Below are 15,109 nucleotides of genomic sequence, written 5' to 3' on the forward strand. Positions count from 1 at the left end.
TAAGCCAGGAGCCGATATGCCGCGCACGCTCATCCGCAAGAACCCGAGCAACTTCAAGACGCTGCCGCTGTTCGTCGAAGCCACGCCCGAAGGCCTGAGCTACCAGAGCGTCGGCATGCCGCTGAACTTCGCCCAGACCCTGCAACGGCGCAAACCGGTCAGCGTTGCAGACAGCGAACGCTTTGCCCTGGAGCTGGCCAACCTCGGCGTGTCCGTGCGCCTGACCCTGCATTGGCAGAATCGCGATTACTGGGTGCTGGTGCGCCAGCGTCGCCAGGATCGCGGCGACGTGGTACTGAAGCTGATTTCCGGCTACGTGCCGGCCCACGAATTGAATATTCCGCTGCACACAGCAATTCAGGAAATTGCCGAAGAGTGCCTGCTGGAAACCCCGGAAGGCTGGCTCGGTGGGCGTTTCAATGACACCTGGTTGCCGGCGCCCTACTCCGCTGCGCTGCATTACCGCGAAGCGCTGCCGTTTCGCCTGACACCGCTCTCCGGTTCAGCACGGCCGGTGCGCTGCGCCAACCTGCAATTGCTGGAGCGGCCACGGGCCTACGTGCATTTGCCGACGGCGTCATTGCAATTGATCTATGACCTGCGCCTGGACGTACCCAAAGAGGCGAAGTCCTTGAGCCTGTTTCATGTCGACGAGCGCCTGGAAGGTGATCAACTGGTGGCGCGGCTCGATCGCAAACGGCCTGACCTGTATTTGATGCCATTGCACGACGGTCAGCCGCTGCCTGAGTTGTATACCCTGAAAAAGGATCAGCTGTATCCGGCGAGTACGCGCGGTCTGTATCTGGCTGAAAGCTTTGCCCGCCAGGATGGCTGGCTGGTGCGCGATGAGCGGATTCGCTGGAAGGACTGGTTGCGCCAACAGGGCCTGACGCCAGCGGAGAAGGCCACTGGACTGGCCCGCCTGCGCGGCAAGGCCAGGCAGTTGCTGAAGAAAATCGTACCGCGCAAGAAAGTGAATTCCTGAAAAGCAAAAAGATCGCAGCCTGCGCCAGCGCCTGAACAGAATTGTGCAGGCGCTGGCGCAGGCTGCGATCTCTTGAGCTTATTGGCCGCGGATCTTTTCCACGATTGCTGTGGTCGAGCTGTTTTCCACCAGCCCCAGCACTTTCACCGTGCCGCCGTAGGCGGTGACGATATCGGCGCCGACTACCTGATCGATGCCGTAATCGCCACCCTTGACCAACACATCCGGCTTGACCTCGCGCAGCAGGTTTTCCGGCGTGCCTTCAGAGAAGCTGATCACCCAGTCCACCGCGCCGAGACCGGCGAGTACCGCCATGCGTCGGTCAACGCTGTTGATCGGCCGGCCTGGGCCTTTCAGGCGGCTGACCGAGGCGTCATCGTTGACCGCGACGATCAGACGATCGCCTTGAGCGCGGGCCTGCTCCAGATAGGTCACGTGGCCGGCATGGAGGATGTCGAAGCAGCCATTGGTGAAGACAATCCGCTCGTTGTGCGCACGGGCATCGTCAACCGCCAGCAGTAGTTGCTCAAGACCCAGCACACCTCGCTCCGAACCTTCTTCGCGCTGAATGGCGCGGCGCAGCTCCGGGGCGCTGATCGCTGCTGTACCGAGCTTGCCGACGACGATACCTGCTGCCAGATTGGCCAGCGCCACGGCGTGCGGCAGTTCTTCGCCAGCGGCAATGGCTGCCGCCAATGTCGAAATCACCGTATCGCCGGCACCGGTCACGTCGAACACTTCGCGGGCGCGGGCCGGCAGGTGCAACGCCGGATGATCCGGGCGCAACAAGGTCATGCCGTGTTCGCCGCGGGTCACCAGCAGTGCGCCGAGGTCGAGGTCCTGCATCAGGACGGCACCCTTGCTCACCAGTTCGTGCTCATCGGCGCAACCACCGACGATCGTTTCGAACTCGCTGAGGTTCGGCGTGATCAGGCTGGCACCGCGGTAGATCGAAAAATCCTTGCCCTTGGGATCGGCCAGCACCGGAATGCCTTTGGCACGGGCGGCCTGGATCAGCGTCTGATGATTCTTCAGCGCACCTTTGCCGTAATCCGACAGCACCAGCACCTTGATGCCTTCCAGCAGTTCGTCGACCTGCGCGGCCAGTGCCAGCGCATCGGTGGCGAACACCTCTTCGAAATCGATACGCAGCAGTTGCTGATGCCGGCTCATGACCCGCAGCTTGACGATGGTCGGCTGGTGCGCGATGCGCTGGAACAAGGCGCGCACGCCGGCGCCCTTGAGACTGTTGCTCAGGCTGTCGGCGGCTTCGTCATCGCCGGTCACGCCCACCAGCGATGCCGGCGCGCCCAGCGCGGCAATGTTCAGCGCCACGTTGGCGGCACCGCCCGGGCGATCTTCGATCTGCTCGACCTTGACCACCGGCACCGGTGCCTCAGGGGAAATCCGTGAGGTTCCGCCATGCCAGTAACGGTCGAGCATGACATCGCCGACCACCAAGACAGGGGCTTGATCGAATCGCGGCATCGACAATTTCATGGAGCAACCCACATACAAAATGAACAGGGGCGCGATATTAACAGGATCGCGCGCACCGGGAATACACGAGGGTGAGGCTGGCTCACCCTGGTCCGCAGATCAGGCAATGTCTTCGGCCGGAGCATCCAGCCCCATCGCATGCAACCGCGCGTAATAGCCATTGTGAGCAAGCAATTGGGCATGAGTGCCGCGTTCGACGATCTCGCCCTGATCCATGACGAGGATCAGATCGGCCTTCTCGATGGTCGACAAACGGTGGGCAATGACCAGCGTGGTGCGGCCTTTCATGACATGGTCGAGTGCTGCCTGAATGTGCCGCTCGGACTCGGTATCAAGGGCCGAAGTCGCTTCGTCGAGGATCAGCAGCGGGGCGTTTTTCAACAGCGCCCGGGCAATCGCCAGACGCTGACGCTGGCCACCAGACAACAACACACCGTTCTCGCCCACCTGGGTATCCAGGCCTTGAGGCATCTGCGCGATGAAGTCCATGGCAAATGCATCCCTGGCGGCTTTCTCGATATCTTCGCGAGGCGCGCCTGCAAGATCGCCGTAAGCGATGTTGTTGGCGATGGTGTCGTTGAACAGCGTCACGTGCTGGGTCACTTGCGCTACATGGCGGCGCAGATTGCGCAGGCGATAATCTTCGATCTCGACATCATCGAGCAGAATTTCGCCGGTCTCGTGGTGATAGAAGCGCGGAATGAGACTGGCCAGCGTCGATTTGCCGCTGCCGGAACGCCCGACCAGTGCGATCATCTGACCTGGTGACGCGGTGAAGCTGATGTTTTTCAGCACTTCCCGTTCGGTGCCCGGGTAAGTGAAGCTGAGGTTGTTCACCGCCAGGTGGCCACTGACCCGATCACGCTCGATCGTGCCGGTATCGATTTCCGGTTCAACGTCGAGTTGCTCGAAAATGCTTTCAGCACCGGCCACGCCTTTCTGAATGGTCGAGCTGACTTCGGACAATTGCCGGATCGGCTTCGGCAGCAAACCTGCTGCCGTGATGTACGCGACCAGATCACCGGCCGTTGCATCACCGCGCAGGAACAACACCAGGAACATCAGCACGGCCATGGCGGTGTAGATCACCAGCTGCAGCATCGGCGTATACACGGCGCCAGTCTTGGTCATGCGCAACTGTTTGTCGGTGTTGCTCTGACTGGCCGCCGCAAAACGCTGCTGCTCATAAGCCTCGCCACCAAAACTGCGCACGACGCGATAGCCTTGAATGGTTTCGGAGGCGACATGGGTGACATCGCCCATTGCCACTTGAATCTTCTTGCTCTGCTTGCGGAATTTCTTGCTGGTGTTGCCGACCATGAACGCGATCACAGGCAGGATCGCCAGCATCACCAAGGTCAGCTTCCAGTTCATCCAGAGCAGATAGGCGAACAGGAAAACCACGGTCAGGCCTTCGCGGATCACCACTTTGATGGCATCGGTGGCGGCGCCGGTGACCATGGTCACGTTGAAGGTGATGCGCGAGATCAGATGACCCGAGTTGTGGGTATCGAAATAGCGGTTGGGCAGTACCAACAGTTTGTTGAACAATTCGATACGCAGGTCATGCACCAGCCCCAACGAAACCCTCGCCAGGTAATAGTTGCCGAGAAACGAGCCAAGGCCCTGCCACGCTGCGATCAAAATGATCAGCAACGGCACAGCCATCAACAGCTGCACGTCTCGCAGATAAGGCACATTGGGGAAGAGCACCGCTTCGGGATTGCTCAGGCCATCGACAAAATACTTGAGAATCCCGGCCAGCATCGGTTGCGTGGAAGCAAAGATCACGAAGCCCACGATACTCAGCAGGAAAAGACCGATATAGGGTTTTACGTACCCCAACAGCCGAAAGTAGATTTTCAGGCTGGATTCCTGTTCCGCTTTGGGCGGTGCGTCAGTCATCGTAGAGCTCACTGGTTAAGAAGAACGCGAAATTTTATCACAAGCGCCGCCATTGGCCCGCGCCCATACCAAAACGCTGGCAAGCCCCAACGGCAGCCAGCTGATGAACCACTCGGCGCGCGGGGTGCCGGTGAGGCTGGCAGCGTCGAACTGCATCGCCAGTGTCGAGAACAGCCAGATACCGATAACACCGCGGGCATACAGCGTTTCCCGAACTTTCCACGCCTGGAAAATCACGCCGAACCAGACGGCAGACCATAACAGCAGTCCCGGCAGACCCAGCACGATCGCGACATGGGTGAACAGGTTGTGGGCGTGATCGAAGGTCATTCCAGACCAGAGCACCCGATAGTCCCCACCCAGACCCAGCCCGCCCCAGGGGTGCTTGGCGATCATATCCAGAGAAGCCATCAGAATCTGCGGACGATACGAGACCCCGCGCGCCAGCACCAACGGCTCGAACAGCCACAGCGCCGCAATCGCCACCACCAGTGCCACGGCTGCGACGATTCGGCTGTGGCGGTCACGGCACCAGATCGGCATGGCCAGGATGGTCAGAAACAGCGCCAACGCCGCACCGCGGCTCTGACTCATCAGGACAAAAACAACCAGCACCGTCAACGCCAGCGCCCAGATCCCTTGCCGCATCAAATCACGCGGCGCCCACAGGGCCAGCCACACGGCCGCGAGGCCGATGACATAGCCGCCGAGGATCGGATGCGCCAGTTCACCCAGACCTTCCACCCGCGCAGACCAGACGTTGCCGTCAATGACGTAGAACCTGACAATCGCCACCAGCGCCGTCACCGCCAATCCCAGCCCGCCCCACTGCATCAGGCGAATCAACCGCTCGGGGCGTCCGCTGGCAAACACCGGAAAAAACAGCAGGAACACCACGATGTACAACAGACGCTTGGCCTCGCGACCCGTTTCCGGTGCGTTTGTCCATGCCAGACTGATCAGCGACCAGACCAGCAATCCGAGCAACGGCAGGTAGATCCAGCGTTGCTCGTAAAGCACTTCCCTGACGCGGTGCCGCGCAGACCAGCCCAGCACTAGCGCCGGCAACCAGACGAGAGCGACCAGCCCCTGCTGGTAAACCTTGTTGGTGGGCGCTAAGGCAATGGCCAGTAAAAACCACAAGAGCCCCGTCGCCATCCATAGTTGCGCCCAGCGTGTTTCCTGCATCAATCTGCTCCTGACAAGGGTTCGCCCATGCGACGCGGCATGGTTAAAATCGAAACTTTTCGGCATCATTGCCCGCTACTACACCCCGCACTTTCGACAAGGCTTCCTACGATGCGATGCTCCCGGCTCTCCCAAGCCGCTCTAGACCAAATGATCGACGCTGCCAAAGTGCTGGAAGCGGACAGCTACGGGCCGAAAGTCTACCTGCTGCAAGATGGAAAAATTCTCAAACTGTTCCGTCGCAAGCGGTTTTTTTCATCCGCTCTGCTGCGCCCCTATTCGAAGCGGTTCATCGACAATGCCGTCGAGCTGCAAAAACTCGGCGTACCGACCTTGCAGATCCTCCAGTTCTTTCGCCTTGAAAAACCAGGCATGACCGCCGTGCTGTATGAGCCTCTGCCAGGGCAGACGCTGCGTCAGATCGCCAGCAAACAAGGATTCGAGTGGAAGCAGGCGTTGCCGGACCTCGCCGCCCTGATACGCAGCCTGCATCGCTCGGGCATCTATTTCCGCTCCCTGCATCTTGGCAACATCGTGGTCACGCCAGACAACCGCATGGGCCTGATCGATGTTGCCGACATGCGCTTTACCCGCGGACCGTTGCCAAAGCGCTTGATCAAACGCAACCTGCAACACTTCGCACGCTATATTGCGCGCGAAAAGCTGAACGACAGCTTTCCGATGCAGGCACTTGAGCGCGCGGTCTTGTCGTCATGAAAACAATGCGCGGGCAGCCTGGCTGAAGCTCGACCAGGCCTCGTCCGGTGCAAGCATCCGGTACTGCTCGGCATTGATCGCTTGAGATGAGGCATTGAAGGCGCGGTCGATGGCCTCGGCCCAGGCTTTCGTGTCATTGACCGGCGCATACCAGCCGGCGCTGCCCAGCTGTTCGCTGAACACCTCCAGATCGCTGCACAGCACCGGTACGCCGGCCATCACCGCTTCCTGCATGACCAGACCCAGGCCCTCTTCCAGCGAAGGGATGGCCACCCAGTCGAACGCACGATAAAGCTGCGCTGCTTCGTTCAGATGGCCGGTCAGCAAGACCTTCTCCTGTAAGCCAAGCGCGTCGATGCGCTGCTCCAGCGCCGCGCGTTTGGAGCCTTCGCCAACAATGACCAGGCGCAAGTCCGGGCGGGTGTCGAGTGCTGCGGCAAAGGCATCCAGCAGATAGCCGAAACCCTTCTCGGAGACCAGCCGCCCTACCGCGCCCAATACTGGCGTATCGCCTTGCGGCAAACCCAACCGTGTCCGGGCTTGCTCGCGGGTGAACAGGTCAGCGCGAAACGCCTCAGGATCGAACGCACTTCGCAGCGCGGTGACAGGCATCTGCAGATCGCGGGCCAGTGAATCGGCAAGGGTGCTGGAAACGGCAACCAATGTCAGTCGGGACGCAGGGATTGCCTGGAATAGAGCCTGGTCGCCGGCATTCAAACGCGCCGAACCGTGGAAGATCACTACCGCGCGGATATGCGGCAGTTTCTTGAGGACCGGTAACAACGTGCGTGCGACACCCATGCCGTCCAGCAGCAGCAATCGAGCGTCACTGTCCACGAGCGCCTGGCGAAACCTCGCCCGCATCACGGGTTTGGCCAAACGCCAGAAATGCCGGCCCTTCAGGCGGGCTGACGATAACCGCCACTCCCGGACCTCACCGACATCCACGCCGCACTCGGCTCCCTGCCCCTGGAGGAGCCAGGTTTTGACCACCGCCGACGGCGCAGCCTGAGAGAGTATCTGCTGATGCACTTTATGGATTGATGCGAACGGAGCGCCACCGGCCCACATGATATTGAGAATATTCATAGGGCAGAAAGCCGTTGCACGGATTTGCGGGGACAAGCTGCGCGGTACTCGAACTCAGTTGATGAACCAGCCAATGCAGACTCCCAGCAACAGAAACAAGGCAAATTTGATCTGTTCGCGGCGATTGCGGCGCGCTTTGCGTTCACGCTCGACATCCGTTTGCACATGCAGACCGAAACCGGTGTGCATGACCGCGTCTGCCTCGAGTATCAAGGCGTCCCTGTTCAGTTGTGAGTAGCGCTGTGACAAGGCCTTCTCGCCACCATGGCCGGCGAAAGGCGCACACAACCGATAGTCCTCAAGTCGACGCAACCCAGGGTTCAGCGAGAACCCCTGCCACTCCGGCTTGTCGGAAATCAGCGGATAACACGCAACGCCATCGACAATCTCGCGCGCGCCCAAATGGATGTAAGGACTGTGAACCCGCAGATCGTGATTATAGCTGCGCAACCAGATCTGCAGAATTTCCGGCCGGGCCTGCAGAACGGTCATCGAGTCTTCGACGAACCCTGGACGGTAGAACTCCCAGTCGTCTTCGCAATGAAAGATATAGGGTGTGCTGACCTGCCCGTAGGCCAGGTCGATCGATGCCAACTGGCCCAGCTTCGGACGATTGACGAAGACCGTGCAATGCTCTTTCCAGTGAGCAGGCAGAATCCCGGCAACGCCTTCGTCGCCGGCATCTTCGGTGATGAACACTTCACGAATGGGTGCCGTGTTGTACCGGTCGAAGCTATCGAGAGTGGCCTTGAGCAGATCGAGTCGACCGCAGCTGGTAACCACCAATGTAATCTGGCTTTCTTTGGAAAATTGCACCGAAATCTCGTTAATCAGAAGTCGCCAGCAATATCACTGGCTATATGACACTTGTCAAATGCCCACTTTCAGGCGGATTTTTTCCAGCAGACTCAGCGGCGCCCGCTCACGCAGCGGTGGCTCAAGTTCTTCAACGATGCGCTGACCGATCCGCGCGAAGCTGAACTGCTCCACCGCCAGTTCGCGACCGTTGTCAGCGATGCGTTGCGCCAGTTGCGGATCCTCGCGCAGCGTGGCCAGCTTTTCCTGCAACTGCGCGATCGTCTGATAGAACACCACGTTGTGCATGTCCTGCAAACCCAGCGCCGCAGCTTCGGCGGCGCCTTGATCATAGGCCAGCAGGACGCAGCCGCAAGCCATGGCTTCGAAGTTCTTGATCATGAACTCGCCCATGCCCACGTCCGCGCTGACAAAAAAGCGGATACGGTTGAGCGTTTCCAGGTATTCAGCCCCGGACTTGGTCCGCGTCACCAGCAGCGGCTCGACCTGGCCCAATTCATCCAGCAGTGCCTTGCGGCCGCTGTAGGCCACACTGTTGGTACTGCCGACGAAGGCAAGTTCGATATCCCGCTCGCGCCCCAGGTCCTGCAATTGCGTCTGATCGTAGCCCTTGGGCACGAACACGGCGTCGAAGCCCTCCGAGCGCAGGCGCTCGGCCACCACGAAACCGGAACTGATCACGCGTGCCCACGGCAAACGCCGATAGTGCGCACTGAACTTGCCGGTGTACTTGCAGGGGATGTAATTCTGATAGGCGTCGTGCTCCAGAATCACCAGATTGGGGATGGTGCGAATAAATCCGACCTGCCGGATCTCCTGCTTGAAGCGCAGGAAAAACACGATGCGGTCATAGCGGGAAACGTCTACTTCGCGGCGAAAGTATCGACGCAGATTGCGCTGCTCGTCACCGCTCAACCAGCGCAGATCGCACTCACAATGGGCGGCGACACCCTCGTACAACCGATCGAGAATGGCCCGTTGATCTTTCTGCACCAGAAATAGAACTTTCATTGTCTTCCTTGCCGCAACAGCAACCCGAGCAAACCTGAACATGCCCGCCCGCAAGAAAGTCTTGCGCGGGCGCCTGTGTCGTTACAAACGCCAGAACAGTTCATGTCGCCGAACCGCCTTGCGGAAAAATTCGTTTTCGCCATAAGGCGAACCGGAGCGTCCAGCCAGCAATCGCTGCAAGCTGCGACGCAAGCGACGCTTGAACGGCGCAGGCGGCTGCAAGTCATGCATCATGCCCAGGGCCATGGCTTTGTCACGCTGCTGCTCTGCGGACAACGCCAGACATACAGGCTGCACCGGCACGCCAGCATCAAAGGCTGGCGGCAGAGCCACGCCATCCCCACTATTACCCATCGGCCACCGGTCGTTATCGTGCAGGTGGTTGGCATAACCGAGCAGTGTCGGCTGCCAGTCCAGACCTTTCAACACTTCAAGCACAGCCTGCTGCGCGCAGATGTGGTCAGGATGCGGGTCGAGCGCCGGATGCGGCAGCACGATGACGTCCGGACGAGCGCGCAGCATCGTTTCGCGCAGATCGGCCAGCAGATTGTTCCAGGTCGGCGCGCCATCGGCGTCCCCCGGGAGCACAAATGGATTGAATTGACGGAACAGGCGGGTATCGCTCAAGTCCGCTTCGCGCGAGCCCACAGGTAGATCCGGCCTGTCACGCATCGCGGCCAGTTGCAGGCAGAAATACCCGAACTGCACGCAGCGTTCCTGGGGGACACCGGCCCATTGCGGCACGGTGAGGCTGTCCCAGGCGCGCAAACGTCCCTTCAGCCGCGCGGCTTCGACCTTGCTCATGCCCATCTGCTGATAGTGTTCGGCCTCGATTTCACCAGCAGTCAGGGTAACGATCCAGGCTTCATCGGCCTGACTGTACAAGCCGAACGCCGCCAGCTCCGCATCATCCGCGTGAGGGGCAATGACCATGACCCGCTGGCGACGATAATCAGCGTGTTCCAGCGCCCACAGCACAGGCTCGCCCGACACTCGACAGAAACGGCCGCGCAGACGCAATACTCCTTCGGACAATGCTTGCGCCTGACCGCTGAGGTTGAGGTAGCGCAGGCCGCCGACACCGCGCTCAAAGGTTTGCACGTCAGGATTGGCGCCGCCCGACAACGCGATACAAGGATCGAGAAAGCGCCCCAGCCATGTGCTTCTGACCTGCACCGCCAGGATCAGCGTAGCGTCATCGGCCAGCATCACACCTTCATCCAGACGCAACTGCTCGCCGTGCAGATGAACCTTCGGCTGCGGCGTATAGGGCGGGAAGCTGTATAGGTAATCGTCGCCGGGCGCGTAGAACAGATGATCGGCAAACCACGCTTCATGGGCGATCCAGCCGCCAATCAGCAACACCGGCGCCAGCCACCAGACGACCAGCACGCTCAGCGCGATGATGGCGGCCAGCGCGACCAACATAGCCACGCGCTTGTTGCGTCGATGGCGCTTGAGCAATTGCTGTTTGCGGCTCATGGTCTGGCTCATACGGTGAACACCGGCACAGGGTTGCACCAGCGGTCCTTGTACTCACGGTCAGCGCGCCCGAATGAAAAACGCAGCGGCTTGCCGAGTGCCCGTGCGTCTTCCCAAGCGCTTTGCGTATTGAGAAAGCTCAGCACGCTGCCGGGGCTGAACTCGCGGGTTTCGGGATCCACGCCGCCATTCACGTATTCGACACTGATCCATTCTGCCGCCTCAACGCGGTAGACCAATTGAATCGCAATCGGCGCATCGTTGAGGAAAATGACCGAGCCGATCAGCAACTCGCGCAGCAACTCGATGACCTCGGCCATGCGCGCCGCGCCGGTCGCCGGAAAGCCCCAGCGGCGCTGAAACAGATCGCAGTACATCGCGGCCAGCTCAACGCTGGAAAACTCGCTGACCGCTCGCACCACACCGCCCGCTTCTTCCAGCAGACGCAACTCTCGACGCTGGTTGTAGCGAAACTTTTTCGACAACTCTTCCGGCGTGCGGGCCATGGCCAGTTGCTCAGCCTGCAACTTCAGGCCACTGAAACGGCCTTCGTTGAGTGCCGACAGATAGCGCGCCCGATGACGCAGCGGTGCCTGAGCATCGACGGCGGCAGGCAGAATCAGCTCGGCATTGCCCAGGTCGAACAGGCCTTTCTTGCCGTTGCGTTTGAGCACGTCCTTGGACAGAGCCAGGTCGCGCCCCCAGGTAGCGATGGCGGCTTTAACCTCGCCCTGCGGCTGCCAGGCCAGATAACGCACCGGGATCCCGGCCAGGTTCGCCAGGCGCTCGATGACCAGCGGATGTGTCGCGACACTGCCGCCATAACGCTGCCAGGCAGTGGCGTAGGTCGAGGCGTCAACGGGCGACCAGCCACGTTCGCGCCAGCCTTGAAATCGGTTGAGCATCAGCCCCTCGTTGCCAGATCGGTAACTGGCGGCAGGCGCCAGAAGGTCTCGCGCACTGCACGGTCGGAGAAATGCTCATGCAGTCGCTCGAGCATCATCTGTGCACATTGACGACGCTGCGGCTCATCCATCGCGGCCAGGTGTTGCAGCCCTTGAGCCAGATGTTCGGCATCGCCGAGTGGAAACAGAATGCCCACCCCCTCGACCACCTCCTTCGCCCCGCCGCACGCGGTGGCCAGCAGCGGCACGCCGGCAGCCATGGCCTCCAGCAGCACCATGCCGAACGGCTCGTGATCGGAGCTCAGGGCAAATACATCGAAGGCGCGAAAGTAGTTGCGCGCATCAGGCACCTGACCGAGAAACAGCACTCGATCGGCAATCCCCAGCTCGCGCGCCAGCGCCTTGAGATCCTGCTCCAGACGACCGCTGCCGAGAATGGCCAGCTGACTGTTGTCCGGCAGGCCTGGCAGCGCCTGGGCAAACCCGCGCAGCAACGTGGCCTGATCCTTGTCCGGGTGCAGGCGGCCGACGTTGCCGACGATCCAGGCATGCGGCGACAGCCCGAGGATCTGCCGCGCTTCTTCGGAAGGTACCTGACGGGCTTGCAGTGCAGGCACATCGATGCGGTTGTACAACGTCTGGATTCGGCTTGCCGGCCATTTCGGCAGGCAGCGCCGCATGTCGTCGCGCACCGCATCCGACACTCCGAGCAGGCTCAGGCGCTTGCGGAAAATATGTGCGAAGAGCTTGCGCGTGCCACGCTGGTAATCGCCGAATGCGTGGTGCACACCAATCACTGGCAGCGAGGTGCCGAGCAAGGCGATATAGATCGGCTTGAAGCGATGGGCGATGCAAAGACTGAAATTGCGTGAGGCGACGATCTTGCGCAGATCGCCGATAGCCCCCAGTTTCAGGCCCCGAATGGCCTTGGAACTGTACTCCATGAACAACACTTCATCGGAAGCGCACGCTGCGGCCACCTCGCTATCGGCGGCCCCGGTCAGAAACACCGTGGTCACCCGATAGCCGGTGCCGGCGAACAGGCTGGCGTACTGCCGTGCGCAGTCCAGGAACGGCCCGTCATAGCCGTGACAGAACTGCAACACATGGCGTTCAGCCGAGCGAGTCATAAGCGTTCGCGCCCTCTTTGACCACCAGAATGTCTTCCATGATCAGATATTGCAGGTCAGAGCCGAAAAACATGTTCAGCGCATCGGTCGGCGAGCAGATCATCGGCTCGCCACGACGGTTGAGCGAAGTGTTCAGCGACACGCCGTTACCGGTGAGGTTTTCCAGCGCCTTCATCATGTCGTAGTAGCGCGGGTTGTATTCGCGCTTGAGCACTTGGGCCCGGGAAGTACCGTCTTCATGGACAACTTCCGGCACGCGGGTTTTCCATTCTTCGGCGACTTCGAAGGTGAAGGTCATGAACGGCGCCGGGTGATCGATCTTGATCATCTGCGGCGCGACGGTGTCGAGCATCGACGGGCAGAAAGGCCTCCAGCGCTCGCGGAACTTGATCTGATGGTTGATGCGGTCGGCGACACCGGCCACGCTCGGGCAACCGATGATCGAACGACCACCCAACGCGCGCGGACCGAATTCCATACGGCCTTGGAACCAGGCGACCGGGTTGCCATCGACCATGATCTGGGCGATCTGCTCGGGCATGTTGTCGAGCTTGCGCCAGGTCGGCTTGTTCTCGTGACGGGCGCAGGCGGCAATCACGTCCTCGTTGCTGTACGACGGGCCAAGGTAGACGTGTTCCATCTTCTCGACCGGCACGCCACGGGCGTGCGACACGTAAGCGGCAGCGCCGACCGCGGTGCCGGCGTCGCCGGACGCAGGCTGTACGAACAGCTCTTTGATGTCGTCGCGGGCGATGATTTTCTGGTTCAGCTTGACGTTCAACGCACAGCCACCGGCGAAAGCCAGTTTGCCGGTTTCCTTGAGCACGTCGCCCAGGTAGTAGTCGATCATCTGCAACGCGAGCTTCTCGAACAGCGCTTGCATGCTCGCGGCGTAGTGGATGTACGGCTCGTCGGCGATGTCGCCTTCGCGCTTCGGACCCAGCCACTCGATCAGCTTCGGCGAGAAGTAGAAACCCTTGCCCTTCTCTTTATAGCGACGCAGGCCGATGACGTTGGCGTAGTCGGTGTTGATCACCAGTTCGCCATTCTCGAACGAGGCCAGACGCGAGAAATCGTACTTGCTGGCATCGCCGTACGGCGCCATGCCCATGACCTTGAACTCGCCGTCGAGCATCTCGAAACCGAGGAATTCAGTGATCGCACCGTACAAACCACCGAGGGAATCCGGGTCGAAGAATTCCTTGATCTTGTGGATCTTGCCGTTTTCGCCGTAACCGAAGAAGGTCGTGGCGTATTCACCCTTGCCGTCGATGCCGAGAATCGCGGTTTTCTCTTTGAAACCCGAGCAGTGATAGGCGCTGGAGGCGTGAGCCAAGTGATGTTCGACCGGCTCGATCTTGATTTTCTTCGGATCGAAGCCCAGTTGCTCGAGGCACCAGACGATCTTGTTGCGATAGCGCTTGTAGCGGCGGTTGCCCATCAGGATCGCATCAAGAGCACGATCCGGGGCGTACCAGTAGCGCTTGGCGTAGTGCCAGCGGGCCTTGCCGAACAGGCTGATCGGGGCGAATGGAATCGCCACCACGTCAACGTCGGAAGGTTTGATGCCGGCTTGCTCGAGGCAGAATTTCGCCGATTCGTAGGGCATGCGGTTCTTTGCATGTTTATCGCGTACGAAGCGCTCTTCCTCAGCCGCCGCGACCAGCTTGCCGTCGATGTACAAGGCTGCGGAAGGATCATGGCTAAGGGCGCCGGACAGGCCAAGAATCGTCAATGCCACAGGGGTCTAGCCTCTTTAGTCTGCATGCAGGCGCGATGCGCCTTGAAAATTGATGTGCCCTCGCACAGGGCGAGCGGCAGCTAAAGGGCGGGATTATAGCGTAAACATGACGGGAATTACCTTGTGCGAATTGCCACCTGCACGATTGGTCCGAATCAACAGGTTCAACGACTCAATAGCCGTCTCTGCTCCAGTAAATACTCAGATTTGAATCGGTAATCTGCCGATATACCGTGTAAGGCAGCGAAAGCGTATCGAACACGGCGGACAGCGGAAGATCGAACAAAACAAACGGCGCCAGCATTCCCGTAGGATCAGGCGGCGCATTCAGCGTGCAAAAATCGAAGGCCAGGCCACTGTAGATGCGCGGAATCGATTGGCAGTAGGTCTTCTTTTTGCGCAGGTCACGGGCAGCATCGGCGTCGCCCTGTAAAACGGTCGAGACACTGCCACAGCCTGAGACCACCGCAGATATTACGCCCAGCATCAGAATTTTTTTCATGCTCAAGATTCGCCCTCCGAGATCGTCAGGCAAATTAGCATCGAGCCCGAGCAGGGCACAGTTCATGGCTTCTGGAGAAGTTGTAGGACAGATCGCTGTATTTTGTCCGCTACTGCCCACAGACTCCGTTTCGCAGTG

At 60.2% G+C, this 15,109-nt stretch carries 13 protein-coding genes; 2 read left to right on the top strand and 11 right to left on the bottom strand.

Annotation, left to right across the window (positions count from 1 at the left end; translation table 11 throughout):
• Positions 1 to 16: 16 nt before the first annotated feature.
• On the top strand, positions 17 to 985 hold the full coding sequence (locus D8U82_RS20955) for a hypothetical protein (RefSeq protein WP_024011335.1): 969 nt from the start codon (positions 17 to 19) through the stop codon (positions 983 to 985).
• Positions 986 to 1,063: 78 nt separating this feature from the next.
• Here the strand turns inward: D8U82_RS20955 and hldE are convergent, their stop codons facing one another.
• The 3 genes from hldE to D8U82_RS20970 form a co-directional block, all read right to left on the bottom strand.
• Entirely contained in the window at positions 1,064 to 2,485 is a 1,422-nt protein-coding gene (gene hldE / locus D8U82_RS20960; RefSeq protein ID WP_016771983.1) for a bifunctional D-glycero-beta-D-manno-heptose-7-phosphate kinase/D-glycero-beta-D-manno-heptose 1-phosphate adenylyltransferase HldE, read from the bottom strand.
• Positions 2,486 to 2,584: 99 nt separating this feature from the next.
• The gene (gene msbA / locus D8U82_RS20965; RefSeq protein ID WP_016771984.1) at positions 2,585 to 4,390 is read right to left on the bottom strand and encodes a lipid A export permease/ATP-binding protein MsbA; all 1,806 of its coding nucleotides are present in this window, start codon (positions 4,388 to 4,390) and stop codon (positions 2,585 to 2,587) included.
• Between the two features lie 15 nt (positions 4,391 to 4,405).
• The gene (locus D8U82_RS20970) at positions 4,406 to 5,578 is read right to left on the bottom strand and encodes an O-antigen ligase family protein (RefSeq protein WP_130902890.1); all 1,173 of its coding nucleotides are present in this window, start codon (positions 5,576 to 5,578) and stop codon (positions 4,406 to 4,408) included.
• Positions 5,579 to 5,728: 150 nt separating this feature from the next.
• Between D8U82_RS20970 and D8U82_RS20975 the strand changes: the two genes are divergently transcribed.
• Positions 5,729 to 6,295 carry a lipopolysaccharide kinase InaA family protein gene (locus D8U82_RS20975; RefSeq protein ID WP_016771986.1) on the top strand — a complete coding sequence of 189 codons (567 nt, stop codon included), beginning with the start codon at positions 5,729 to 5,731 and terminating at the stop codon, positions 6,293 to 6,295.
• Here the strand turns inward: D8U82_RS20975 and D8U82_RS20980 are convergent.
• From D8U82_RS20980 to D8U82_RS21015, 8 genes are all read right to left on the bottom strand, one after another.
• The gene (locus tag D8U82_RS20980; RefSeq protein WP_024011333.1) at positions 6,290 to 7,384 is read right to left on the bottom strand and encodes a glycosyltransferase; all 1,095 of its coding nucleotides are present in this window, start codon (positions 7,382 to 7,384) and stop codon (positions 6,290 to 6,292) included. The genes D8U82_RS20975 and D8U82_RS20980 overlap by 6 nt on opposite strands.
• A 54-nt stretch (positions 7,385 to 7,438) precedes the next feature.
• The gene (locus D8U82_RS20985) at positions 7,439 to 8,200 is read right to left on the bottom strand and encodes a glycosyltransferase family 2 protein (protein ID WP_130902891.1); all 762 of its coding nucleotides are present in this window, start codon (positions 8,198 to 8,200) and stop codon (positions 7,439 to 7,441) included.
• Positions 8,201 to 8,254: 54 nt separating this feature from the next.
• On the bottom strand, positions 8,255 to 9,211 hold the full coding sequence (locus tag D8U82_RS20990; protein WP_130902892.1) for a glycosyltransferase: 957 nt from the start codon (positions 9,209 to 9,211) through the stop codon (positions 8,255 to 8,257).
• Positions 9,212 to 9,292: 81 nt separating this feature from the next.
• Complete coding sequence (locus tag D8U82_RS20995; protein ID WP_130902985.1) at positions 9,293 to 10,693, bottom strand: PIG-L family deacetylase; 1,401 nt, start codon at positions 10,691 to 10,693, stop codon at positions 9,293 to 9,295.
• Between the two features lie 8 nt (positions 10,694 to 10,701).
• Positions 10,702 to 11,598: an antimicrobial resistance protein Mig-14 gene (locus D8U82_RS21000; RefSeq protein ID WP_130888132.1), complete on the bottom strand. Its 897-nt coding sequence runs from the start codon at positions 11,596 to 11,598 to the stop codon at positions 10,702 to 10,704.
• A complete protein-coding gene (locus tag D8U82_RS21005; protein ID WP_125926294.1) occupies positions 11,598 to 12,728 on the bottom strand; it encodes a glycosyltransferase in 1,131 nt (376 codons plus the stop codon). The genes D8U82_RS21000 and D8U82_RS21005 overlap by 1 nt, the downstream gene beginning before the upstream one ends.
• On the bottom strand, positions 12,712 to 14,469 hold the full coding sequence (locus D8U82_RS21010; RefSeq protein ID WP_056787479.1) for a carbamoyltransferase: 1,758 nt from the start codon (positions 14,467 to 14,469) through the stop codon (positions 12,712 to 12,714). Before D8U82_RS21010 ends, D8U82_RS21005 begins: the two co-directional genes overlap by 17 nt.
• A gap of 172 nt (positions 14,470 to 14,641) precedes the next feature.
• Positions 14,642 to 14,977 carry a YceK/YidQ family lipoprotein gene (locus tag D8U82_RS21015; RefSeq protein WP_130902893.1) on the bottom strand — a complete coding sequence of 112 codons (336 nt, stop codon included), beginning with the start codon at positions 14,975 to 14,977 and terminating at the stop codon, positions 14,642 to 14,644.
• Between the last annotated feature and the right edge of the window lie 132 nt (positions 14,978 to 15,109).

The organism is Pseudomonas sp. Sample_23, assembly GCF_004307595.1.
GTDB lineage: Bacteria > Pseudomonadota > Gammaproteobacteria > Pseudomonadales > Pseudomonadaceae > Aquipseudomonas > Aquipseudomonas atacamensis.

What these genes read in the sequence shown, in the direction of transcription:
- D8U82_RS20975 (WP_016771986.1), top strand. Translation starts at nt 5,729, where the DNA reads ATGATCGACGCTGCCAAAGTGCTGGAAGCGGACAGCTACGGGCCGAAA.
- D8U82_RS20955 (WP_024011335.1), top strand. Translation starts at nt 17, where the DNA reads ATGCCGCGCACGCTCATCCGCAAGAACCCGAGCAACTTCAAGACGCTG.
- D8U82_RS21000 (WP_130888132.1), bottom strand. Translation starts at nt 11,598, where the DNA reads ATGCTCAACCGATTTCAAGGCTGGCGCGAACGTGGCTGGTCGCCCGTT.
- D8U82_RS20990 (WP_130902892.1), bottom strand. Translation starts at nt 9,211, where the DNA reads ATGAAAGTTCTATTTCTGGTGCAGAAAGATCAACGGGCCATTCTCGAT.
- D8U82_RS20980 (WP_024011333.1), bottom strand. Translation starts at nt 7,384, where the DNA reads ATGAATATTCTCAATATCATGTGGGCCGGTGGCGCTCCGTTCGCATCA.
- hldE (WP_016771983.1), bottom strand. Translation starts at nt 2,485, where the DNA reads ATGAAATTGTCGATGCCGCGATTCGATCAAGCCCCTGTCTTGGTGGTC.
- D8U82_RS20995 (WP_130902985.1), bottom strand. Translation starts at nt 10,693, where the DNA reads ATGAGCCGCAAACAGCAATTGCTCAAGCGCCATCGACGCAACAAGCGC.
- D8U82_RS21005 (WP_125926294.1), bottom strand. Translation starts at nt 12,728, where the DNA reads ATGACTCGCTCGGCTGAACGCCATGTGTTGCAGTTCTGTCACGGCTAT.
- msbA (WP_016771984.1), bottom strand. Translation starts at nt 4,390, where the DNA reads ATGACTGACGCACCGCCCAAAGCGGAACAGGAATCCAGCCTGAAAATC.
- D8U82_RS20970 (WP_130902890.1), bottom strand. Translation starts at nt 5,578, where the DNA reads ATGCAGGAAACACGCTGGGCGCAACTATGGATGGCGACGGGGCTCTTG.